The sequence below is a fragment of the Nonomuraea sp. NPDC000554 genome (genome assembly GCF_040300065.1).
Lineage (GTDB): Bacteria > Actinomycetota > Actinomycetes > Streptosporangiales > Streptosporangiaceae > Nonomuraea.
Map to the genome: position 1 here is coordinate 219868 of NZ_JBEPDC010000002.1, position 20544 is coordinate 240411.

17 protein-coding genes are annotated in these 20544 nt (G+C 71.9%); 9 read left to right on the forward strand and 8 right to left on the reverse strand.

What is annotated here, in order from left to right; genetic code table 11:
* Window positions 1–4: 4 nt before the first annotated feature.
* From ABT294_RS04965 to ABT294_RS04975, 3 genes are read right to left on the reverse strand one after another with little or no spacing between them, the layout of a single operon-like run.
* Window positions 5–994: an adenylate/guanylate cyclase domain-containing protein gene (locus tag ABT294_RS04965; RefSeq protein WP_350803612.1), complete on the reverse strand. Its 990-nt coding sequence runs from the start codon at window positions 992–994 to the stop codon at window positions 5–7.
* Window positions 991–1503 carry a PH domain-containing protein gene (locus tag ABT294_RS04970; protein ID WP_350803613.1) on the reverse strand — a complete coding sequence of 171 codons (513 nt, stop codon included), beginning with the start codon at window positions 1501–1503 and terminating at the stop codon, window positions 991–993. Before ABT294_RS04970 ends, ABT294_RS04965 begins: the two co-directional genes overlap by 4 nt.
* Window positions 1504–1561: 58 nt before the next feature.
* Window positions 1562–2383 (reverse strand): biotin--[acetyl-CoA-carboxylase] ligase, encoded by an 822-nt coding sequence (locus ABT294_RS04975; protein WP_350803614.1) that lies wholly within the window; start codon window positions 2381–2383, stop codon window positions 1562–1564.
* A 68-nt stretch (window positions 2384–2451) separates the two neighbouring features.
* On the opposite strand from ABT294_RS04975, the gene ABT294_RS04980 reads away from it, so the two are divergent.
* From ABT294_RS04980 to ABT294_RS04990, 3 genes are all read left to right on the forward strand, one after another.
* Window positions 2452–4656 (forward strand): FdhF/YdeP family oxidoreductase, encoded by a 2205-nt coding sequence (locus ABT294_RS04980; protein ID WP_350803615.1) that lies wholly within the window; start codon window positions 2452–2454, stop codon window positions 4654–4656.
* Window positions 4653–5492 carry a formate dehydrogenase accessory sulfurtransferase FdhD gene (gene fdhD / locus ABT294_RS04985; RefSeq protein ID WP_350803616.1) on the forward strand — a complete coding sequence of 280 codons (840 nt, stop codon included), beginning with the start codon at window positions 4653–4655 and terminating at the stop codon, window positions 5490–5492. The genes ABT294_RS04980 and fdhD overlap by 4 nt, the downstream gene beginning before the upstream one ends.
* Before the next feature lie 109 nt (window positions 5493–5601).
* The gene (locus ABT294_RS04990; RefSeq protein WP_350803617.1) at window positions 5602–6684 is read left to right on the forward strand and encodes an epoxide hydrolase family protein; all 1083 of its coding nucleotides are present in this window, start codon (window positions 5602–5604) and stop codon (window positions 6682–6684) included.
* Between the two features lie 15 nt (window positions 6685–6699).
* On the opposite strand, the gene ABT294_RS04995 is transcribed toward ABT294_RS04990, so the two are convergent.
* The 3 genes from ABT294_RS04995 to ABT294_RS05005 form a co-directional block, all read right to left on the reverse strand.
* On the reverse strand, window positions 6700–9321 hold the full coding sequence (locus ABT294_RS04995) for a phosphoenolpyruvate carboxylase (RefSeq protein WP_350803618.1): 2622 nt from the start codon (window positions 9319–9321) through the stop codon (window positions 6700–6702).
* Window positions 9322–9401: 80 nt separating this feature from the next.
* Window positions 9402–10964: a hypothetical protein gene (locus ABT294_RS05000; protein WP_350803619.1), complete on the reverse strand. Its 1563-nt coding sequence runs from the start codon at window positions 10962–10964 to the stop codon at window positions 9402–9404.
* A complete protein-coding gene (locus ABT294_RS05005; RefSeq protein WP_350803620.1) occupies window positions 10964–11737 on the reverse strand; it encodes an ABC transporter ATP-binding protein in 774 nt (257 codons plus the stop codon). The genes ABT294_RS05000 and ABT294_RS05005 overlap by 1 nt, the downstream gene beginning before the upstream one ends.
* Window positions 11738–11773: 36 nt before the next feature.
* Here ABT294_RS05005 and ABT294_RS05010 point away from each other — a divergent pair, with 36 nt between their 5' ends.
* From ABT294_RS05010 to ABT294_RS05020, 3 genes are all read left to right on the forward strand, one after another.
* A complete protein-coding gene (locus ABT294_RS05010) occupies window positions 11774–13360 on the forward strand; it encodes an acyl-CoA carboxylase subunit beta (RefSeq protein ID WP_350803621.1) in 1587 nt (528 codons plus the stop codon).
* Window positions 13357–13557 carry an acyl-CoA carboxylase subunit epsilon gene (locus tag ABT294_RS05015; protein ID WP_350803622.1) on the forward strand — a complete coding sequence of 67 codons (201 nt, stop codon included), beginning with the start codon at window positions 13357–13359 and terminating at the stop codon, window positions 13555–13557. The genes ABT294_RS05010 and ABT294_RS05015 overlap by 4 nt, the downstream gene beginning before the upstream one ends.
* 109 nt (window positions 13558–13666) lie before the next feature.
* On the forward strand, window positions 13667–14608 hold the full coding sequence (locus ABT294_RS05020) for an NYN domain-containing protein (protein WP_350803624.1): 942 nt from the start codon (window positions 13667–13669) through the stop codon (window positions 14606–14608).
* On the opposite strand, the gene ABT294_RS05025 is transcribed toward ABT294_RS05020, so the two are convergent.
* Window positions 14566–15573: an ArsR/SmtB family transcription factor gene (locus tag ABT294_RS05025; protein ID WP_350803625.1), complete on the reverse strand. Its 1008-nt coding sequence runs from the start codon at window positions 15571–15573 to the stop codon at window positions 14566–14568. The two genes, ABT294_RS05020 and ABT294_RS05025, sit on opposite strands and share 43 nt — an antisense overlap.
* A 60-nt stretch (window positions 15574–15633) precedes the next feature.
* Between ABT294_RS05025 and ABT294_RS05030 the strand changes: the two genes are divergently transcribed.
* The 3 genes from ABT294_RS05030 (at window position 15634) to ABT294_RS05040 (ending at window position 19197) form a co-directional block, all read left to right on the forward strand.
* A complete protein-coding gene (locus tag ABT294_RS05030) occupies window positions 15634–16863 on the forward strand; it encodes an MFS transporter (protein WP_350803627.1) in 1230 nt (409 codons plus the stop codon).
* 211 nt (window positions 16864–17074) lie between these two features.
* The gene (locus ABT294_RS05035) at window positions 17075–18700 is read left to right on the forward strand and encodes an AlkA N-terminal domain-containing protein (RefSeq protein ID WP_350803628.1); all 1626 of its coding nucleotides are present in this window, start codon (window positions 17075–17077) and stop codon (window positions 18698–18700) included.
* A complete protein-coding gene (locus tag ABT294_RS05040) occupies window positions 18697–19197 on the forward strand; it encodes a methylated-DNA--[protein]-cysteine S-methyltransferase (protein ID WP_350803629.1) in 501 nt (166 codons plus the stop codon). The genes ABT294_RS05035 and ABT294_RS05040 overlap by 4 nt, the downstream gene beginning before the upstream one ends.
* Before the next feature lie 106 nt (window positions 19198–19303).
* Here ABT294_RS05040 and ABT294_RS05045 read toward each other — a convergent pair whose 3' ends face one another.
* A complete protein-coding gene (locus tag ABT294_RS05045) occupies window positions 19304–20464 on the reverse strand; it encodes an MFS transporter (protein ID WP_350803630.1) in 1161 nt (386 codons plus the stop codon).
* Window positions 20465–20544 lie beyond the last annotated feature (80 nt).

Genomic DNA, 20544 nt, shown 5'->3' on the forward strand with positions numbered 1-20544 from the left:
TATGTCAGGAGGATGGCCTCCGCAAGACATAGGGCTGCACCACGCCGAGTCCGCGCGCGGGCCGCCGCCTGATCTTGTGGAGCTCGGCCGCCAGGTTCCCGTCGAGCTCGCCGGCGAACGCCGAGTCGACCACGACGGTGCCGGGCCTGGCGATGGCGGTGAGCCTGGCGGCCAGGTTGACGGTGGTGCCGAAGACGTCGCCCAGCATGGGCAGCACCGGCCCATAGGCCATGCCGATGCGCAGCTCGCCGGTCTCGACCAGGTCGAGCGCGATGGCGGCGGCCTGGGCCGCGGTGGGCGCGGTGAACAGCACCTCGTCACCGAGCGTCTTGACCAGCCGGGCGCCGTGCGCCGCCACCACGTCGGAGGCGCGGGCCTCGAAACCCTCGACCAGCGCGGCCAGCTCCTGCTCGTCGAGCTCGCGGGCGCGCCGGGTGAACGAGACGAGGTCGGCGAAGCCCACCGCGGTGAACACGCGGGTGGGGACGAGCTCCTCGTCGGCCATGGTCAGCAGCCTGGTGCCGGCGGCGGCGAGCTGCGCCCGCCAGACGTGCACCAGCATGTGCTCGAAGTCGGGCAGGAGCTGCTGGGCGGTGTCGAGGACGTGGGCGAGCTCCGCGTCGGACGCCTCCCTGTCGGGCGGCAGCATCGCGCCGATGATGATCTCAGCCTGCCACTGGGCGAGCCTGGCCGTGGTCTGGCCGAGCGCGCGGGCCAGCCGGATCACGGTCTGCTCGTCGAGCAGGCCGCCGTCGAGTATCTTGCCGACCCGCTGGAGCGCGGCCACGTCGGCGTCGGAGAACGCGACGGCGTCCTCGGCGAGGCTGGCGAAGCCGAGCGCGCGCCAGATGCGCTCGGCCAGCTCCCGCGGCACGCCCGCCTCGGCCGCGACCTGCTCTCGGGTGTGGCGGGCGGGCGCGCCGACGAGCAGCCGGTCGATCTGCTCGGCCGTGGGCCTGCCCGGCGGCCCCGGCGAGCCCGCGCCCGAGGTCATCTCTCGTCGTCGTCGCCGTCGGAGGCGTCCTCGACCAGCCTGAACAGGTCGGTGCGGACCTCCTGGATGTGGGGGATGTCGCGCAGCACGATCTGCCCCCTGTCGCCGGCGGACTCGACGGTGAGCGTGCCGCAGCCGAAGAGCCGTTCGACGAAGGTCTGGTCGGAGCTGACCGTGTTGACCTTGGTCATCGGGATCTCGTCGGTCGACTTGTTGAGCACGCCGGTGCTGATCGTGAAGCGGTGCGAGGTGAGCACGTACCCGGTGTTCTTCCACTGCAGGTAGGGCACGAACGACCAGACCGTCAGCAGCAGCAGGGCGATGACCCCGACGGCGAGCCTGGCGTAGAAGGCGTACTCCCAGTCACCCGGGACGAGGTACAGGCCCGCTCCTGCGGCCACGGCGATGAGGACGAGCGCGATGAACGGGACGACGAGTCGCTTCCAATGGGGATGGAAGGACCGGATACGGCGTTCACCCTGCGTCAGGTGATGGTCCGGGATGGTCATGCGCAAATCGTGCCACCTCGGCGGGCGCGCGGCCACGAGGTTGGGACGAACCGCGTGGCTACGCGGCCGGCCGGACGTGGACGACGTCGCCGGCGCTCAGCGCGTGCCGCCTGCCTCCGGCCTCCACGAGGAGGTGCCCGGCGCCGTCGATGCCGGTGGCCCGGCCCGTCAGCACCTGCCCGCCCGGCAGCTCGACCCTGACCTCGCGGCCGACGGTGGCGCTGGCCGCCAGGTAGGCCGCCCGCAGCCCGCACGCCTCGGCGTCGCCACCCGCCTCCTCCCACTCGCGGTAGTGCGTCTCGATCTCCCGCAGGACGGCTCTGAGCAGCGGGTCTCTGTCGAGGCAGGCCGCCTCCTCCAGGGCCAGGGAGGTGGCGGTCTCGACGGGCAGCTCGTCGCGTCTGAGCGTCACGTTCAGGCCCATGCCGATGACCACCGCGTGCTCGACGCGCTCCGCCAGCACCCCGGCCAGCTTGCGCTCGCCGATCAGCAGGTCGTTGGGCCACTTGAGGCGGACGTCCACCTCGGCGAGCCTGCGCACGGCCGACGCCGCCGCCACGCCGAACAGCAGCGACAGCCAGCCCTGCGCGGCCATCGGCACGGACGGCGTGAGCAGCACGGAGAACGTGATCCCGGAGCGCGGCGGGGCGGCCCAGGTGCGGCCGAGCCGGCCCCTGCCCGCCGACTGCGCCTCCGCCACCAGCACCGCGCCCTGCGCCGCTCCCGCTCGGGCGGCCTCTGCCAGGTCGGCGTTGGTGGAGCCGGTGGTGTCGACGACGGTCAGGCCGGTCCACAGGCTGCCGGGCCGCACCAGGGCGCGGGTCAGCGCCGCCTCGGAGAGAGGCGGGCGCTCGAGGTCGGAGTATCGCGAGTCTGGCACCTTTCCATCTTCGCGGATCGCACGACGTCCGCTGTCGCCGGAGCCCGGGTGAGGGAGAAGATGAGTCCATGAGCAGACGTTTGGACCCTCGTAACTGGGCCTCGTGGCGGCCGTTCGGCCTGGGCCTGCGCAAGCCGAACAACTATAAGGAGCTGGTGCGGGCGTTCCGCGCCGTCAAGGGCAACAGACGGTACGCGTGGCGGATTCTCAACCAGGGCACGTGCGACGGGTGCGCGCTGGGCACCCAGGGCATGCGCGACTGGACGATGGACGAGATCCACCTGTGCAACATCAGGCTGCGGCTGCTTCCTCTGAACACCATGCCCGCGCTGAAGTACCGAACGTTGCGTGACGTCTCCGGGCTCGCCGACAAGAAGAGCGCGGAGCTGCGGGAGCTGGGGCGGCTGCCGTACCCGATGCTCAGGCGGGCGGGCGAGCCGGGCTTCACCCGAATCTCCTGGGACGAGGCGCTGCGCGTGGCCGCCGACGGGCTGCGCGGGGCACGCTTCGGCGCGTATCTGACCAGCCGCGGCATGCCGAACGAGAACTACTACGCCGCGCAGAAGGCGGTGCGGGCGCTCGGCACGAACAACATCGACAACGCGGCGCGCATCTGCCACTCGCCCTCGACGGTGGCGCTCAAGCAGACGATCGGCGCGGCGGCCACCACCTGCTCCTACAGCGACTGGATCGGCTCCGACCTGATCGTCTTCATCGGCTCGAACCCGTCGAACAACCAGCCCGTGGCGATGAAGTACCTGTACCACGCCAAGAAGGAGGGAACCAGGATCGCGATGGTCAACGCCTATCGCGAGCCGGGCATGGACAGGTACTGGGTGCCGTCCAACGCCGAGTCGGCGCTGTTCGGGACGAAGATCACCGACGAGTTCTTCGGCGTGAACGTGGGCGGCGACATCGGCTTCCTGAACGGCGTGCTCAAGCACCTCATCGAGAACGGCTGGGTCGACAAGGAGTTCGTCGAGGAGCGCACCTCGGGCTTCGAGGCGGCGCGGCAGGCGGTGGCGGCGCAGTCGTGGGAGGAGCTGGAGGCGCTGTCCGGGGCCACCCGCGACGACATGTTCAGGCTGGCCAGGCTGCTCGGCGAGGCGCGGTCCGCGGTGCTGGTCTGGTCGATGGGCATCACGCAGCACACCTACGGCGAGGACAACGTCAGGGCGATCGTGAACCTGGCGCTGGCCCGCGGCTTCGTGGGGCGCGACAAGTGCGGGCTGATGCCGATCCGCGGGCACAGCGGCGTGCAGGGCGGGGCCGAGATGGGCGCGTACGCGACGGGCCTGCCGGGCGGCCTGCCGATAACGTCGGAAAATGCCACGAAATTTACTGACATGTGGGGGTTCGAGGTTCCTGCGACGCCCGGACTGACCGCGACCGACATGATCGACGCGGCGCACGCGGGCGACCTGGACGTCCTCATCTCCTCGGGAGGCAACTTCCTGGAGGTCCTGCCCGACCCCGGCTACTGCCGGGAGGCGCTGTCGCGGCCGCGGCTGCGGATCCACATCGACATCGTGCTCTCCTCGCAGATGCTCGTCCCTTGCGAGGGGGACGTCCTGCTGCTGCCCGCCCAGACCAGGTACGAGATGGTCGGCGGGGTCACCGAGACCTCGACGGAGCGGCGGATCATCTTCTCGCCCGAGGTCGAGGGGCCCAGGATCGGCGAGGCGTGGCCGGAGTGGAAGATCTTCACCGAGCTGGCCGCCCGCACACGTCCCGAAATTTCGGGGCAGGTGCGGTTCGCGGGCACCCCGCAGATCCGCGCGGAGATCGAGCGCGCCGTCCCGTTCTACGAGGGCATCGCCGAACTGCGGGCCTTCGGCGACAACGTCCAGTACGGCGGACGGCACCTGTTCGCCGACGGCCGCTTCCAGACCCCCGACGGGCTGGGCGGGTTCTCGGCCGTTCAGCTGCCCGCGCTGGAACGCCCCGACGGGACGTTCATGGTGTCCACCCGGCGCGGCAAGCAGTTCAACAGCATGGTCCACGAGCGCCTCGACGGCTTCAACGGCGCCACCCGCGAGGCCGTGCTGATGAGCGGGTACGACGCCGACCGCCTCGGCCTGCCCGACGGCTCCCCGGTCGAGCTGCGCTCCGGCGAGCGCGCCTACCGGGGCAGGGTGCTGCGCGCGCCGGTGATGCCGGGCAACCTGCAGATCCACTGGCCGGAGGGGAACGTCCTGCTGGACGAGGCCAGGCGCTCTCCCGACGCGCGGATCCCCGACTACAACGCGTGCGTCACGGTGCGTCCGCTGTGAACACCAGGCCGGGCCCCACCACCCGCGTCAGGATCCGGGAGATCTCCGGCGCCGTCGTCCGCGACCGCCGCGACGACCTGGCCACCGAGGAGCCGCTGGAGATCCGGCTCAGCTCGCTCGACGGCGCCCGCCGGACCGTCGCCATCACCATGCGCACCCCCGGCCACGACTTCGAGCTGGCCGCCGGCTTCCTGCACGGCGAGGGCCTGGTGAGCCCGGGGGGCGTCGCGGCCATCGGCTACTGCACCGACGAGGACGTCCCGCCGGAGGCCCGGTACAACACGGTCACGGTGCGCCTGCAGGGCCCGATCCCCGACCTGCCGGCGCTCGACCGCCACTTCCTCACGTCCAGTGCGTGCGGCGTGTGCGGCTCGGCCAGCCTGGACGTGCTGCACGACCGCTGCCGTCCGCTGCCGCGCGGTTCGCTGGAGCTGGCGCCTGACGTCCTGTACGCCCTGCCGGACCGGCTGCGCAAGGCGCAGGGTGTGTTCGGCAAGACGGGCGGGCTGCACGCGGCGGGCCTGTTCACCCGGGCGGGCGAGCTGGTCGCGCTCAGGGAGGACGTCGGCAGGCACAACGCGGTCGACAAGCTCGTCGGCTGGGCCGCGCTCGACGGGCGGCTGCCGCTGGCCGAGCACGTGCTGATGGTCAGCGGCCGGGCCAGCTACGAGATCATGCAGAAGGCCCTGGCGGCGGGCGTGCCGGTGGTGTGCGCGGTGTCGGCCCCCTCGTCGCTGGCGGTGGATCTGGCCAGGGAGTTCGGGATGACGCTGGTCGGGTTCCTGCGCGGCGAGCGCTGCAACGTCTACGCGGGCCTGGAGCGGATCACGCCGTAGGCCGCACCTGTCCCGGACTTCTCGGGCCACCATAGTGGAATAGATGATTCCGTTCTGCTATTCTATGAACAGAACGATCCGTTCCGCTCTACGACCGAGAGGGCCACCGATGTCCGAGATCCGCCCCTTCCGCATCGAGATCCCCCAGGCCAACCTCGACGACCTGCACGCCCGCCTGGCCCTGACCCGCTTCACCCACGAGATCGCCGGCGCCGACCAGGGCGTCAGCGTCGAGCGGGTCAAGCGGCTCGTCGGCTACTGGCGCGACGGCTACGACTGGCGGGCGCAGGAGGCCAGGCTCAACGCGTACCCGCAGTTCACCACCGAGATCGACGGGCAGAACATCCACTTCCTGCACGTCCGCTCCAGCAACCCCGACGCCCTGCCGCTCGTCCTCACGCACGGCTGGCCCGGCTCGGTCGTGGAGTACCTCGCCGCCGTCGAACCGCTGTCGCGCCACTTCCACCTGGTCATCCCGTCGCTGCCCGGCTTCGGCTTCTCCGGCCCGACGACCGAGCTGGGCTGGAACAACCAGCGCATCGCCGCCGCGTGGGCCGAGCTGATGGCCAGGCTCGGCTACGAGCGGTACGGCGCGGTGGGCAACGACGCCGGGTCGATGATCTCGCCCGAGCTCGGCAGGGTCGCCCCGGAGCACGTCGTGGGCGTGCACGTGACCCAGCTGTTCTCGTTCCCGTCAGGCGACCCGGCCGAGTTCGCCGGCCTGAGCGAGGAGGAGCAGGCGGGCCTGGCCGTGCTCGACTGGTTCTGGAAGGAGAAGGGCGCCTTCAACGTCCTGCACTCCCAGCAGCCGCAGACGCTGGCGCACGCGATCGCCGACTCGCCCGCCGGCCTGCTGGGCTGGCTCGTCCAGCTCTTCGACGAGGACCTCGACGACGACTTCGTGCTGACCAACGCGGCGATCCACTGGTTCACCGGCACGGCCGGCTCCGCCCTCCGCCTGTACTGGGAGAACGCCCGCGCCGAGCAGCCGAAGGAGCCCACCACCGTGCCCACCGCGCTGGCCATGAGCGCGGGCGACTTCGCGTCGATCCGCCGCTTCGCCGAGCGCGACCACCACGGCATCGTCTCCTGGAAGACGCTGGACGCCCCGGCCCACGGCCACTACGCCGCGCACACCGCGACCGAGGCGCTCACCTCCGACGTCCGCGCCTTCTTCGACGGCCTCCGCTGAGCCCCCGCGGGCCTGTCAGCCGGTGTTCTGCAGGCCCGCCGCCACGCCGTTGACCGAGAGCAGCAGGAGCGTCGACAGGCGCTCGCGCTCCTGCTCGGAGACCTCGCCGGTGCGCAGCGCCCGCAGCGCGCGCAACTGGAGGTGCGACAGGGCGTCGACGTACGGGTCGCGCAGCTGGACGGCGCGCGAGAGGACCTTGCGGTTCTCCAGCAGGCGGGTATGGCCGGTGACCCGCAGCACCAGGCTCCTCGTCCGGTCGTACTCCTCCAGCACCTGCTCGGTGAAGTCGTCCCGGCCGCCGAGCGCCAGGTAGCGTTCGGCGATCGAGCGGTCGGTCTTCGCCAGCGACATCTCCGCGTTGTCGAGCATCGCGTTGAAGAGCGGCCATTCGGCGTACGCCGCCTGAAGCTCGTTCAGGGAGGCGACCGCCGCCAGCCCGGTGCCGAGGCCGTACCAGCCGGGCAGGTTCACCCGGGTCTGGGCCCAGGCGAACACCCACGGGATGGCGCGCAGGTCGTCGAGCGAGCGGGGGGCGCCCAGGCCGCGGCGGGCCGGACGGGAGCCGAGGCGCAGCGAGCCGATCTCCTCCAGCGGGCTGACCAGGGCGAACCACTCGGGGAAGCCGGGCGCCTCGGTCAGCGACCGGTACGCCCGCTCGGAAGCCGTCGCCACCTGCTCCGCCAGCGAGCGGAAGCGGTCGGCGGCGGCGGCCGTGCGGGCGCCGACCGACGGCGACGAGGCCAGCAGCACCGCGTTCGTCACCTGCTCCATGTGGCGGCGGGCGATCGCCGTGTGCCCGTATCGGGCGAAGATGACCTCGCCCTGCTCGGTGACCTTGAACCGGCCCGCGACGGAACCGGGCGCCTGGGCCAGGACCGCGCGGTTGGCGGGCCCGCCGCCCCGGCCGAGCGCGCCGCCCCTGCCGTGGAACATGCGCAGGCGGACGTCGTTCCGCACCGCCCAGTCGGTCAGCCGCTCCTGCGCCTCGTACAGCCGCAGCGTGGCGGCGGCCGGGCCCAGTTCCTTGGCCGAGTCGGAGTAGCCGAGCATGACCTCCATGCGCCGGCCCGTCTGCGCCAGCCGCTCACGCACCTGGCGCAGTTCGAGCATGCCGGTCAGCACGTCCGGCGAGTTCTCCAGGTCCTGGCCGGACTCGAACAGCGGCACCACGTCGAGCACCGGGGCACGCGCGCCCAGCGCGTGCTCGGCCAGCTCGTAGACGGCGGCGACGTCGTCGGCCGAGCGGGTGAAGGAGACGACGTAACGGGAGCAGGCGGTGACGCCGAACCGCTCCTGGATCCAGGCGATCACCCGGATCGTGGCCAGCACCTCCTCGGTGCGCTCCGACAGCTCGCCACCGGCTCTGACCTCCTCCAGCGCCGCCGCGTGCACCTGGGAGTGCTGGCGGACCTCCAGCTCGGCCAGGTGGAAGCCGAACGTCTCGACCTGCCAGATGAGGTGCTGCAGCTCGCCGTACGCCTGCCGCTCGGCGTGCTCGGCCAGCGACTCCTGGGTCAGGCGCAGGTCGGCGAGCAGTTCGGCGGGCGAGCGGTAGGCGAGATCGAGGTCGCGGCGGCGGGTGGCGGCGATGCGGGCGGCCACGAACAGCAGCCACTGCCGGTGCGGCTCACGCGGCGAGCGCTTGGCCAGCTCCGAGACCAGCTCGGGGCTGGCGTCGGCGGCAGCTCCCAGCGCCGACCTGAGCCTGGGCGAGGCGGGGGCGAGCTGCGCGGTCGCGGTGAGCGTGCGGGCGATGCGGCTGGTGGCGGTCTCCAGCGCGGTCAGCACGTGCTCGGCCTGGATCTGGATGGTGTCGCGGGTGACCTTGGAGGTGACGTTCGGGTTGCCGTCGCGGTCGCCGCCGATCCAGCTGCCGTAGCGGATGAACGGCCTGGCCAGCGGCGGACGGGTGCCCGTGGCGTCGCCGAGCGCGGCGTCGAGCGACCGGTAGACCTGCGGGACCACGCGGAACAGCGTCTCGTCGAAGGCGGCCATGGCGGTGCGGACCTCGTCGAGCGGGTCCAGCTTGGTGGAGCGCAGCTGGGCCGTGCGCCACAGCAGGTCGATCTCCTCCAGCAGCCGCCGCCTGCTGTCGGCCCGCTCGGAGGCGCCGCGTCCCGGCGTGTTGTACTCGGTGAGCTGCCCGCTGACGCGCTGGATCGCGGTGACGACCGCGCGCCTGCGCGCCTCCGTCGGGTGCGCGGTCAGCACCGGGTGCAGCTCCAGGCCTTCGACCAGCTCGGTGACCCGCTCACGGCCCAGCTCCTGGACGGCCTGCGCCAGCGACTCGCGCTGCGCCGCGCCCTCGGTGTCGCGCTCGCGCAGCGTACGGATGCGGTAGTGCTCCTCGGCCAGGTTGGCCAGGTGGAAGTAGCAGGTGAAGGCGCGGGCGATCTGGACGGCCCGTTCGATCTCCCATTCAGTGACCATGGCGGTGATCTGGTCGGCCGAGGCCTCGCCCCTGCGGGCGGCGATGACGGCTTTGCGTAGCCGTTCGACGTCGGCCAGCAGATCGGCCCCACCTTGCTCGGCGATCACCTGACCGAGCAGTTCACCGAGCAGGCGCACGTCGTGGCGCAGCTCGTGGGGCATCTCGGTAACGGCGGCATTTCGACCCTGGATCCCCTGGTCAATCATGATTCGAAGGGTAGCGAGTCGGTCTGGGCGACCGAAGACCGGTCTCACCAAATGGACTAGACCAATGGCGTCGCCGGTGCTCAGGTCGGCCGCGACACCGCCGCCACCAGCTCGGGGAGCCGTCCGAACCCGATCTTCGCCGCGAGCCGCCTGCCGAGCACCTCGGCGAGCAGCCCGTAGAACGGCGCGAGCACGAGAACCCAGAGGGCCCCGAAGACGAGCGCCACCACGAACGGCAGCGACAGCGCGACGATGCCGAGCAGCGCCCCTATGGACGAGGCGAACGCCTGGCCGCCCTGCCCGGGGGCGGCGCCGCTGAAGGCGTTGAGCCGCTCGGGCACCGTGTACGGGATGGTCACGCTGGTCACGGCGCCGACGCCGAGCCCGATGCCGAGAGCGCCCCACCCGGCCAGCATCGCCGGGACGATCGCGCCGGGGTGCCCGGTGTACAGCCCGGCGGCGACGGCGAGGGCGGCGAGCAGCGGGGTGGCGAGCAGGGCGTGGGCGAGGTGCCGCCCGGCCAGGTCGGTGCGCAGCCCCTGCTCCGAGCCGCAGGCGACGACGTTCATCCACAGCGACGGGCCGTCGAGGCCGTACGCGTTGCCCGACTGCAGAGCGATCATCGTCGCCCCTGACGCGGTGAGGAGCACCGGCACCCACGAGCCCACGGGCGCCCCGTTGCTGGTCAGCGAGAACGCGAGCACGACGGTGACCACGATGGCGACGAACCAGGACACCCGGAATCTGGGCTCGCGCCTGGTGTACTTCAGCTCCTTGGTCACCACGGCGGCGAGCGGCCCGTCGGGCAGGAAGCGGTCGGCCAGCCCGCTCTCCCTGCGCACGGACGCGGCCCGGGTGGAGGCGTCGGGCATGACCAGCGCCCGGCTCAGCGCCTTGATCCACAGCCAGCCGACCACCAGCACCACGACCGCCAGGATCGCCACCTCGGCCAGCCCGGTCAGCCCGCCGGCGGCCATCGCGTGCGCCGCCATGCCCGGTGGGGTCCACCTGAGGAAGCTCGCGGTGCCGTGCAGCAGCGCGGCGGGGTCGCCGAGGCCCCGGTTGAGCACCAGGTTCGGAAGCTGCGCTAGGAGCACCACGAAGATCGCCGACACGGCGAGCACGTCCCGGCCGCGCCGGGTGCGCATCGCGCCCGACAGCGACGTGGTGACCAGCCGGGACGTGACCAGGCAGAGCGCGAACTGGAGCAGCACGGCCGGCACCCCGAGCAGGACCCCGTCGACGCCCGTGGCCAGCCCGGCGAGCGCGCCCGCGGTCACGACCAGCGTCGCCGCGGGCCACACCCCGGTGGCGGACGCGGTGAACAGGCCGACGGCCAGCTCGCGGGTGCGCAGCGGGAACAGCGACAGCCGCGCGGGGTCGAGCGTGTCGTCGAGCCCGAAGGCGAGCAGCGGCACGACCATCCAGCCGACGAAGAAGAGCGCGTACGCGACGGTGACGAGATCGGCCGCGACGTCGTGCGGGGCCAGCCGGAGCAGGGCCATCAGCAGGAAGCCGAGCAGCGCCAGGACCACGGCCATGATCAGCGTGAAGACGAAGCCGAGCTTGCGCTGGACGTCGCCGCGCAGGTTCCCGGCGAGCAGGCGGAGCTTGAGCCCGCCGAAGAGCAGGACGGTGGCCACTACCGCTCCCTGGTCTGGGCGCCGAGCCAGGACAGCCCGTCGCCGCCCTCGTCACGCCGGCCGCCGACCAGCCGCAGGAACGCCTCGTTGAGGCTGCTCCCGCCGCGGACCTCCTCCAGCGGGCCCTGCGCCACGATGTGGCCGCCGCTCATCACCGACACCCAGTCGCACAGCCGCTCGACGAGGTCCATGACGTGGCTGGAGAAGACGACGGTCGAGCCCGACTCGGTGAAACGCCGCAGCACCTCGGCGAGCGTGTTGGCGCTGACCGGGTCGACGCCCTCGAACGGCTCGTCGAGGAAGAGCACCGACGGGTTGTGCAGCAGCGCCGCGGCCAGGCCGATCTTCTTGCGCATGCCGGTGGAGTAGTCGACGACGAGCTTGTCGGCGGCGCCGTCGAGGTCCATCACGTGCAGCAGCTCGCGGGCGCGCCCCTCGACGTCGGCCTTGGGGATGCCGCGCAGCCGCCCGCAGTAGAGGAGCAGTTCGCGGCCTGACAGCCGCTCGAACAGTCTGAGCCCTTCGGGCAGCACCCCGATTCTGGCCTTGACCTGGACGGGGTCGCGCCAGACGCTGAGCCCGTCGATCTCGGCCTGGCCGCCGTCGGGGCGCAGCAGGCCGGTGACCATGCTGAGCGTGGTGGTCTTGCCCGCGCCGTTGGGCCCGACCAGCCCGGCGAAACTGCCCGCGGGGACGACCAGGTTGACACCCGCGACCGCGACCTGCGGCCCGAACCTCTTGAACAGACCTTCGGTGCGAACCGCATGCGTCATGGATCCACTCTATGAGGAGGGATTACCCTTGCGCGCATGACAGCTGCCGAGGCTATGCCGGATATGCCGGACATCCACACCACCGCTGGAAAGATCGCCGATCTGGAGCGGCGGCTCGACGAGGCCGTCCACGCCGGGCCGGCGGCGGCGGTCGAGAAGCAGCACGCCAAGGGCAAGATGACGGCCCGCGAGCGGGTGCTGGCGCTGCTGGACGAGGGCTCGTTCGTGGAGTTCGACGAGTTCGCCAGGCACCGCTCCACGATGTTCGGGCTGGAGAACCGGCGCCCCTACGGCGACGGTGTGATCACCGGGCACGGCACCGTCGACGGCCGGCAGGTCTGCGTCTTCTCGCAGGACGTGACCGTCTTCGGCGGCTCGCTCGGCGAGGTCTACGGCGAGAAGATCGTCAAGGTGCTCGACCTGGCGCTCAAGACCGGCTGCCCGATCATCGGCATCAACGAGGGCGGCGGCGCGCGCATCCAGGAGGGCGTGGTCGCGCTCGGACTCTACGCGGAGATCTTCAAGCGCAACGTGCACGCGTCGGGCGTGATCCCGCAGATCTCGCTGATCATGGGCGCCGCGGCGGGCGGGCACGTCTACTCCCCCGCGCTGACCGACTTCGTGGTCATGGTGGACCAGACGTCCCAGATGTTCATCACCGGGCCGGACGTGATCAAGACGGTGACCGGCGAGGAGGTCACGTTCGAGGAGCTCGGCGGCGCGCACACGCACAACACCAAGTCGGGCGTGGCCCACTACCAGGCCTCGGACGAGAACGACGCGCTGGAGTACGTCAAGGCGCTGCTGTCGTACCTGCCGTCCAACAACCTGGACGAGACGCCCGCGCTCGAGGCCGCCGCGGACCTGGAGCCCGACCCCGAGCTGGACGAGCTGATCCCCGACTCGGCGAACCAGCCGTACGACATGCACCGGGTGATCGAGCGCGTGCTGGACGACGGCGAGTTCCTGGAGGTGCACGCGCTGTTCGCGCCGAACGTGGTGGTCGGCTACGGCCGGGTGGACGGGCGTCCGGTGGGAGTCGTGGCCAACCAACCCATGCATTTCGCTGGATGTCTGGATATCAACGCATCCGAAAAGGCCGCCCGATTCATTCGCACCTGCGACGCCTTCAATATTCCGATCCTGACTTTTGTCGACGTACCGGGATTCCTCCCAGGAACCGATCAGGAATGGAACGGAATCATCCGGCGCGGCGCCAAGCTGCTCTACGCCTACGCCGAGGCCACCGTCCCGCTGGTCACCGTGATCACCCGCAAGGCGTACGGCGGCGCCTACGACGTCATGGGCTCCAAGCACCTCGGCGCGGACGTCAACCTGGCCTGGCCGACCGCGCAGATCGCGGTCATGGGCGCGCAGGGCGCGGTCAACATCCTCTACCGGCGCGAGCTGGCCGCCGCCGAGGACGCCGACGCCGAGCGGGCCCGGCTGGTGACCGAGTACGAGGACACGCTGGCCAACCCGTACATCGCGGCCGAGCGCGGCTACGTCGACGCGGTGATTCGGCCGGCCGAAACACGGGCACAGGTTGTCAGGGCGCTCCGTGCACTGCGGAACAAGCGCGCCTCGCTGCCGCCCAAGAAGCATGGGAACATCCCACTATGAGTGGACATTTGAAGATTGTTCGGGGTGACGCCACCCCTGAGGAGATCGCCGCGCTCGTGGCGGTTCTCGCCACGCGAGAGGCCGAACCGGCGCCGCCGCCCGCACCCAGAAGTCAAACGTGGCGAAACCCGGCGAGAACGATGCGTAACCCACTCTCACCGGGGAAGTCGGCTTGGCGGATGAGCGGCCTACCCTAGATAGATCCAGGGAAACGGGTGTCAAGCTTCCCAGGAGTTGGGACTATCTAGAAAAGTAGGCACGTATATAGTCAGCCGATCAACGAACGCCGCGGCCTGGAGGACGAACATGGCCATCCCAGACCTCATGCCGCATCCTGTGGCAGCAAAGTACGCCGTCCTGGTGGACGTCGGATACCTGTACGCCGCCGCAGGTGAAGTCCTGCTTGGCGCCAAGGAGCGCAAGGAATACCGGGTGGCCGCCGATGAGCTCATCCAGAGTCTACAGAAACATGCCGAGGAACGAATTTCCGGCGAACTACTGCGGATCTATTGGTATGACGCCGCCCGCGACCGTGTTCCCACCGTCGACCAGCGCGTCATCGCCCAGCTTCCGTGGGTCAAGGTCCGGCTTGGCAACCTGAACGCGCGAGGCCAGCAGAAGGGCGTCGACGCGCAGATCAGGAGCGATCTGGAGGCACTGGCCAGGCATCACGCGGTCACCGACACCATCCTGTTGGCGGGCGACGAGGACATGGTGCCCGCGGTGGAGGCGGCCCAGGCGTACGGGGTGCGCATCCACCTGTGGGGCGTCGAACCGCCGTACGGCACCAACCAGGCCGAACGGCTCGTGTGGGAGTCCGACACCGTAGAAGTGATCTCCGCCGATTTCCTGAGGCCCTTTTTCAGCCGTGCTCCCCAGCCCGTCCCGGTCACACCGCCGGCCGCCGCGCCGTCGCCCGCGCAGGTCTTCGCCGGGCGCACTCCGGTCAAGCCGCACGTCAAGCCCGGCCAGGTGGCCAAGCTCGGGCCGAACCGCCCGCGCGTCGAGGACGTCGGCGAGCACGTGGCGCAGAAGTGGATCCTGACGCGCGGCCGCGACAACATCCGCGACCTGCTGCCGGGGCCGATCCTGCCGACCGTGATCGACACCGAGCTGCTCATCGAGGCGGAGAAGGAGCTGGGGCACTCGCTGCGGCCCTTCCCCGAGGCGCGGGTCTGGCTGCGCGACGGGTTCTGGGCGCGCGTCTACCGCGAGTTCGACCTGGGCGTGGGCGTCTCGTCCAAGTAGTGGCCGCTCAGCAGGGCCTCGGCCGTGGCCGTCCGGGCGTACAGGACGTACCGCCCGGTGCGGTGGGCGGTGCAGAAACCGGCCCTGCGCAGCGCGGTGAGGTGCTGGTTGACGCCGGGCTCTGAGAGTCCGGCGCGCTGGGCCAGGTCGCGGGTGGAGGCGGGCTGGTCGAGCTCGGCCAGCAGCCGGGCGCGCGTCCTGCCGAGCACCGCGGCCAGCGCCTCCGGCACGTCCAGCTCGCGACGCTCCCAGAGCGTGGCGATGCCGCGCGGCGGGTAGCGGACCGTCGGCTGGTACGGCGGGGTGGTGACCGAGAAGACCCTGGGCCAGGCGAACACGCACGGCACGAGCAGCAGCCCGAGCCCGCGCAGCGAGCGGTCTCCCGACACGTACCGGTGCTCCAGGCGCAGCGTGCCGTCCGCCCAGGTGACGGAGGCGTCGAGGTCGGCCAGCATGCGCTGCGCGCCGCCCTCCGCCAGCAGCCTGGCCCGGTGCAGGATCTCGCCTTCGAGCAGCGCCCTGATCTTCGGCCAGTACGGCGCCATCGCGGCCTCCCAGTAGCCGGCGACCTCCTCCGCCAGGCGTTCCAGCCCCTTCTCCGGGTCGTCGTACAGCGCCTGGACGCGCCTCGTCCTGGGCGTCCGGATGTGGTCGAGGTCCGTCCTGACGCGGGCGGCGGCGCCGCGCATGGTGGCCAGCTCCAGTTCCAGGTCCGGCATCGAGGTGGACGGCGGGGTGCAGGCGAAGCCCGCGATGGAGACCGTGGGGACGGGGACCAGGTCCGACAGCAGCCGCCAGTCGACGTCCTCCAGCCGCCTGCGCACCCGCTCGGCCCAGGGCCTGAGCAGCGGGTGCGCCGCCGGGTTCTTCACCACCCGCACGCTGGTGATGACCTCGCCGAGCGGGGAGACCGCGAAGCGGGTGTTGGCCACGTCGCGGGCCGTGAAGTGGAGATCCAGAGTCATGGATTCGCGTCTTACTTAATCGATGGCGCCGTCGGAGGCCATATCAGCATCGTTGGCGCCATGACGGCAACCTTGACCGAAGCGCCCCTGCTGCGGCAGCCCGGCTTCCGCAACCTCTACCTCGCCGGCGCGATCAGCCAGCTCGGCAGCCAGATCGGCTACGTCGCCCTGCCCCTGCTCGCGGTCACCACGCTCGGGGCCGGGCCGGGCGAGGTGGGCCTGCTCAGCGCGCTGAGCACGCTGACCGTGCTGGTGCTCGGCCTGCCCGCCGGCGCCTGGGTGGACCGGCTCAGGCGCCGCCCGCTGATGGTCGCCACCGATCTGGCCCGCGCGCTGGTGCTGGCGTCGGTGCCGGTCGGGTGGTGGCTGGGGTGGCTGTCCATGGCGCAGCTCTACCTGGTCGCGATGCTGGTCGGGGCGGGGTCGCTGCTGTTCGACGTGGCGTCGCTGAGCCTCGTCCCCGGGCTGGTCGGACGCGAGCGGCTGACGGCGGCCAACTCGCTGCTCGTGGGAACCGGCGCGGGCATGGACATCGCGGGCAGGAGCGCGGCGGGCGTCCTCGTGCAGCTCGCCGGCGCGCCCGTGGCCATCCTGCTGGACGCGCTGAGCTACCTGTGGTCGGCCGCCTGGCTGCGCCGGGTCCACGAACCGCCGCCCGCGCCGAGCGCCCGGCCCGCCCATGAGTCGCTGCGCAGCCGGATCGTGGACGGCGTGCGCTTCCTGTTCGGCAACCCGGTGCTGGTCGCGGCCCTCACCCAGGGGACCATGGCGAACCTGGCGTTCCCGCTCTGCTCGGTGCTGCTGCCCGTGCTGATCGTCGAGCACCTCGGCTACCCGGAGTGGGTGCTGGGGGCGTTCCTGGCGGTCGGCGGCCTGGGAGTGCTCGCCGGATCGTCGGCCGCGCACCTGATCGGGCGGCGCTTCGGGACGGGCAGGGGCGTCTGGCTCGTCAGCCTGGTGACCACGCCGACGGCGCTGCTGGTGCCGTTCCTCGACCGGGGCGGCTGGCTGGTGGCCGGGGCCGCGGCCTGGTTCGCGCTGACGTTCCGCACCGGGATCAACAACGTCCTGCTGGTCAGCCTGAGGCAGCGGGTGACGCCCGACGACCTGCTCGGCCGGATGACGGCCACGATGCGGCTGCTGCTGATGGGCGCCCTCGGCCTCGGCAGCCTGCTCGCCGGGCTGCTCGGGGAGGTGTGGGGGCTGCGCGCGCCGCTCTGGGCGGGCGGCGTCGTCATGGCGCTGAGCTGGCTCCCCCTCGCCTTCGGCCCCCTCCGCCGCCAATCCTGACCGCCCACTGGCTCACCGGCCGCGCGGGTCCGCCCCGAACCAGCCGCCCGGGTCCGCCCCTGAACCGCACCCTCACCTGATCGCGGCGACACGGCATGCCCACAGGTCCGATTCCCGCCAGTCACCCCCTGCGAGCTGGTGACCTGCGATTTCACGGTCGTGTCCGATTTCCGCCAGTCAGGGCGTGTGACGAGCGCCTACGCTCGGAGGCATGTCACCACTAGAGCTCGACTTCGACTCCTGCTACCGGGCGGTCTCCGCCCGGGACGCCCGGTTCGACGGGCGCTTCTACACGGCGGTGACCACGACGCGCATCTACTGCCGTCCGATCTGCCCGGCCCGCACCCCCGCTTCGCGCAACGTCCGCTTCTACCGGCACGCGGCCTCGGCGGAGGCGGCCGGTTTCCGCCCCTGCAAGCGCTGCCGTCCCGAGCTGTCGCCGGGCGATCCCGGCTGGGACCTGCGCGGCGACCTCATCGGACGCGCGCTGCGGCTCATCGACGACGGCGCGGCGGACGAGCGTGGCGTGGCGGGCCTGGCCGGCCGCCTGCACATCACCGAGCGGCACCTGCACCGGCTGTTCGTCGCCGAGCTGGGCGTCGGCCCGCTGGCCGTCGCCAGGACGAAGCGGCTCCTGCTGGCCAAGCAGCTGCTGACCGAGACGTCGTTGCCGGTCACCGAGGTGGCGTTCGCGGCGGGGTTCGGCAGCGTCCGCCAGTTCAACGCGACGATGCGCGAGACGTACGGCTTCACCCCGAGCGAGCTGCGCGCCACCGCGGGCGGCGCGGCCAGAACAGCCGCCACCAGCACGGCGGCCGACGCGGGCAGGGACGGCCGCGCCACGGCAGGCAGCCCCGGCACGGCACGAGACGACCGCACGACGGCAGGCGGCACCGGCACGGCATCCAGCGGCGCCACGCCGGGCCAGGCGGCGGACGCGTCGCTGACGGGCACGTCGCCCGGCGGCTGCCCGGCGGAGGCGCCCGTGGTGGCCGCGCCCGCGACACTCCGGCTGCGCCTGCACCGGCGCGAGCCGTACGACGCCGACGGGGTGCTCGCCTTTCTGGCCTCCCGTGCGATCCCCGGGCTGGAGGCGGCGGACCGGACGTCCTACAGCCGGGCGGTGCCCGGCGGCGCGATCACGCTCACCCCGCAGCCCGGCCACATCGCGCTGGACGTCGCCATCGAGGACACCCGGCAGCTCGCCCGCATCGTCGCCCGCTGCCGCCGCCTCCTCGACCTCGACGCCGACCCTGAGGCCATCGCCGAGGCGCTCGGCCAGACGTCCTTGGGCGCGCTGGTCGAGGCCCGTCCCGGCCTGCGGGTGCCCGGCACGTTCGACGGCTTCGAGCTGGCGGTGCGCGCCGTGGTGGGCCAGCAGATCTCGGTCGCGGGCGCCCGCACCCTGCTGGGCCGCATCGTGGCCAGGGCGGGCAGCCGCACGCCGGAGGGCGGGGCCGGGGCCGGCAGCGGGCTCTCGCACCTGTTCCCCACGCCCGCCGAGCTGCTCCAGGCCGACCTGCAGGGGCTGGGCCTGACGAACCGGCGGATCGACACGCTCAAAGACCTGGCCACCCGCACGGCCGACGGCCGCCTCGACCTCGACGGCGGGCAGGACCCCGGCGAGGCCGTGGCCGAGCTGCTGGAGGTTCCCGGCATCGGGCCGTGGACCGCCAGCTACATCGGGCTGCGCGCGCTGCGCGACCCCGACGCGTGGCCCACCGGCGACCTCGTGCTCAACAAGCGCATGGCCGCCCTGGGCATCCCGCACGACCACATCGAGCGGTGGCGGCCCTGGCGGGCCTACGCCGCGCTGCACCTCTGGAGTTCATCATGATCAACGCTCAGGTCCTCCCCACGCCGATCGGGCCGCTGTCCCTGCTGATGCGGGAGGACGTGCTGGTGGCGGCGGGCTTCACCGCCGACCCCGAAGAGATGTTCGTCAGGCTCGCGCCCGCCCTCCAGGCCGAGGGCCTGGACGTGGTGGACGATCTCGGCCTCGCCTCGCAGGCCGTCCGCGACTACCTCGACGGCGACCTGCTGGCGCTGGACGCCATCCCGGTCGAGCAGCCGGGCACGCCCACCCGCAAGCGGCTGCACGAGGCGCTGCGCGAGGTGAAGCCCGGCACCACGGTGTCGTACGGCGAGCTGGCCGAGCGGGCGGGCCTGCCGAAGACGGCGGCCAGGGCGGCCGGGTCCGCGTGCGCGCAGAACCTGATCGCCCCGTTCGTGCCGTGTCACCGGGTCCTGCCCACCACGGGCGGTTTCGGCGGCTACTACTACGGGGTCCCCGTGAAGGAGTGGCTGCTGGCGCACGAGTCCGGCAGGGCGTAGCCGACTTCGGGGCCGACTTCGGGGCCGACTTCGGGGCCGACTTCGGGGCCGACTTCGGGGCCGACTTCGGGGCCGACTTCGGGGCCGACTTCGGGGCCGCCCGGCGTCAGGCCGGGACGGCCTCGTGGCGGCGGGACTGGACGCCGGCGAGGCCCGCCACCGCGAGTCCGGCCAGCCCGAGCAGGGCGGCGGACCAGGCGGGCGCGGTGTAGCCGAGGCCGGCGTCGATCGTGAGCCCGGCCACGAAGGACCCGATCGCGTTCCCCAGGTTGAAGGCCCCGATGTTGGCCGCTGAGGCCAGCGTGGGCGCGCCTGCGGCTGCGTCCAGAACCCGGGTCTGCAGCGGCGGGACGGTGGCGAAGGCCGCCACGCCGAACAGCGTGATGGCGACGACGAACGCCACCTGGCTCCCCGCCAGCAGCGCGACGGCCACGGCCAGCAACGTGAGCAGCCCGACCGAGCCGTAGATGGCGGGCATGACGGCCCGGTCGGCGAGCCGGCCGCCGATCAGGTTGCCCACCACCAGCCCGACTCCGAACAGCGCCATCACCACGGGCACCGCGCCGGGCGAGAACCCGCCGACCCCGGTCATGATCGGGGCGATGAAGGTGATCACGGCGAACACCGGCGCGAAGCCGAACACGGTCATGGCCAGCGCCAGCCAGACGCCGCCCTTGCGGAACGTGCCCAGCTCGCGCAGCAGGCCGCCCGACTCGGGGCGCGGCTGAGCGGGCACCAGGGCGAGCACCCCGGCCAGCCCCACGACGCCGATCACGACCACGACCCAGAACGTGGCCCGCCAGCCGAACGCCTGCCCGATCCAGGTGCCGAGCGGCACCCCGAGCACGTTCGCCAGGGTCAGGCCGGTGAACATCAGCGCGATGGCGCTGGCCCGCTTCTGCGGTGCGACCAGGTCGGCGGCCACCACGGAGCCGACGCCGAAGTATGCGCCGTGCGAGAAGGCCGCCAGGAAGCGTCCGATCATGAGCACGCCGTACGTGGGGGCGAGCGCGGACAGCAGGTTCCCGGCGATGAACAGCACCATCAGTGACAGCAGCATGGTCTTGCGCGACAGCCGGCCGCCGAGCATGGTCAGCGGCGGGCCGCCGACGGCGACGCCCAGGGCGTACCCCGACACGAGCAGGCCTGCGGCGGGGATCGTCACGCCGAAGTCCGCGGCCAGTTCGGGGAGCAGCCCGTTGATGATGAACTCGGTGGTGCCGATGCCGAAGGCGCTGATCGCGAGGGCGAACAGGGCGAGAGGCATAGAATACTCCTCAGACGACGTTAGTAAGCGTGAGCATTATTTGCACACGCCGACTAACTCACCATACAAGCAAGCCGAGG

Coding starts and splice junctions, on each gene's coding strand:
- ABT294_RS04970 (WP_350803613.1), bottom strand. CDS start 1,503: ATGACCATCCCGGACCATCACCTGACGCAGGGTGAACGCCGTATCCGG.
- ABT294_RS04990 (WP_350803617.1), top strand. CDS start 5,602: ATGTCCGAGATCCGCCCCTTCCGCATCGAGATCCCCCAGGCCAACCTC.
- ABT294_RS04980 (WP_350803615.1), top strand. CDS start 2,452: ATGAGCAGACGTTTGGACCCTCGTAACTGGGCCTCGTGGCGGCCGTTC.
- ABT294_RS05010 (WP_350803621.1), top strand. CDS start 11,774: ATGACAGCTGCCGAGGCTATGCCGGATATGCCGGACATCCACACCACC.
- ABT294_RS05015 (WP_350803622.1), top strand. CDS start 13,357: ATGAGTGGACATTTGAAGATTGTTCGGGGTGACGCCACCCCTGAGGAG.
- ABT294_RS05020 (WP_350803624.1), top strand. CDS start 13,667: ATGGCCATCCCAGACCTCATGCCGCATCCTGTGGCAGCAAAGTACGCC.
- ABT294_RS04965 (WP_350803612.1), bottom strand. CDS start 994: ATGACCTCGGGCGCGGGCTCGCCGGGGCCGCCGGGCAGGCCCACGGCC.
- ABT294_RS05005 (WP_350803620.1), bottom strand. CDS start 11,737: ATGACGCATGCGGTTCGCACCGAAGGTCTGTTCAAGAGGTTCGGGCCG.
- ABT294_RS05045 (WP_350803630.1), bottom strand. CDS start 20,464: ATGCCTCTCGCCCTGTTCGCCCTCGCGATCAGCGCCTTCGGCATCGGC.
- ABT294_RS05040 (WP_350803629.1), top strand. CDS start 18,697: ATGATCAACGCTCAGGTCCTCCCCACGCCGATCGGGCCGCTGTCCCTG.
- ABT294_RS05035 (WP_350803628.1), top strand. CDS start 17,075: ATGTCACCACTAGAGCTCGACTTCGACTCCTGCTACCGGGCGGTCTCC.
- ABT294_RS05025 (WP_350803625.1), bottom strand. CDS start 15,573: ATGACTCTGGATCTCCACTTCACGGCCCGCGACGTGGCCAACACCCGC.
- ABT294_RS05030 (WP_350803627.1), top strand. CDS start 15,634: ATGACGGCAACCTTGACCGAAGCGCCCCTGCTGCGGCAGCCCGGCTTC.
- ABT294_RS04995 (WP_350803618.1), bottom strand. CDS start 9,321: ATGATTGACCAGGGGATCCAGGGTCGAAATGCCGCCGTTACCGAGATG.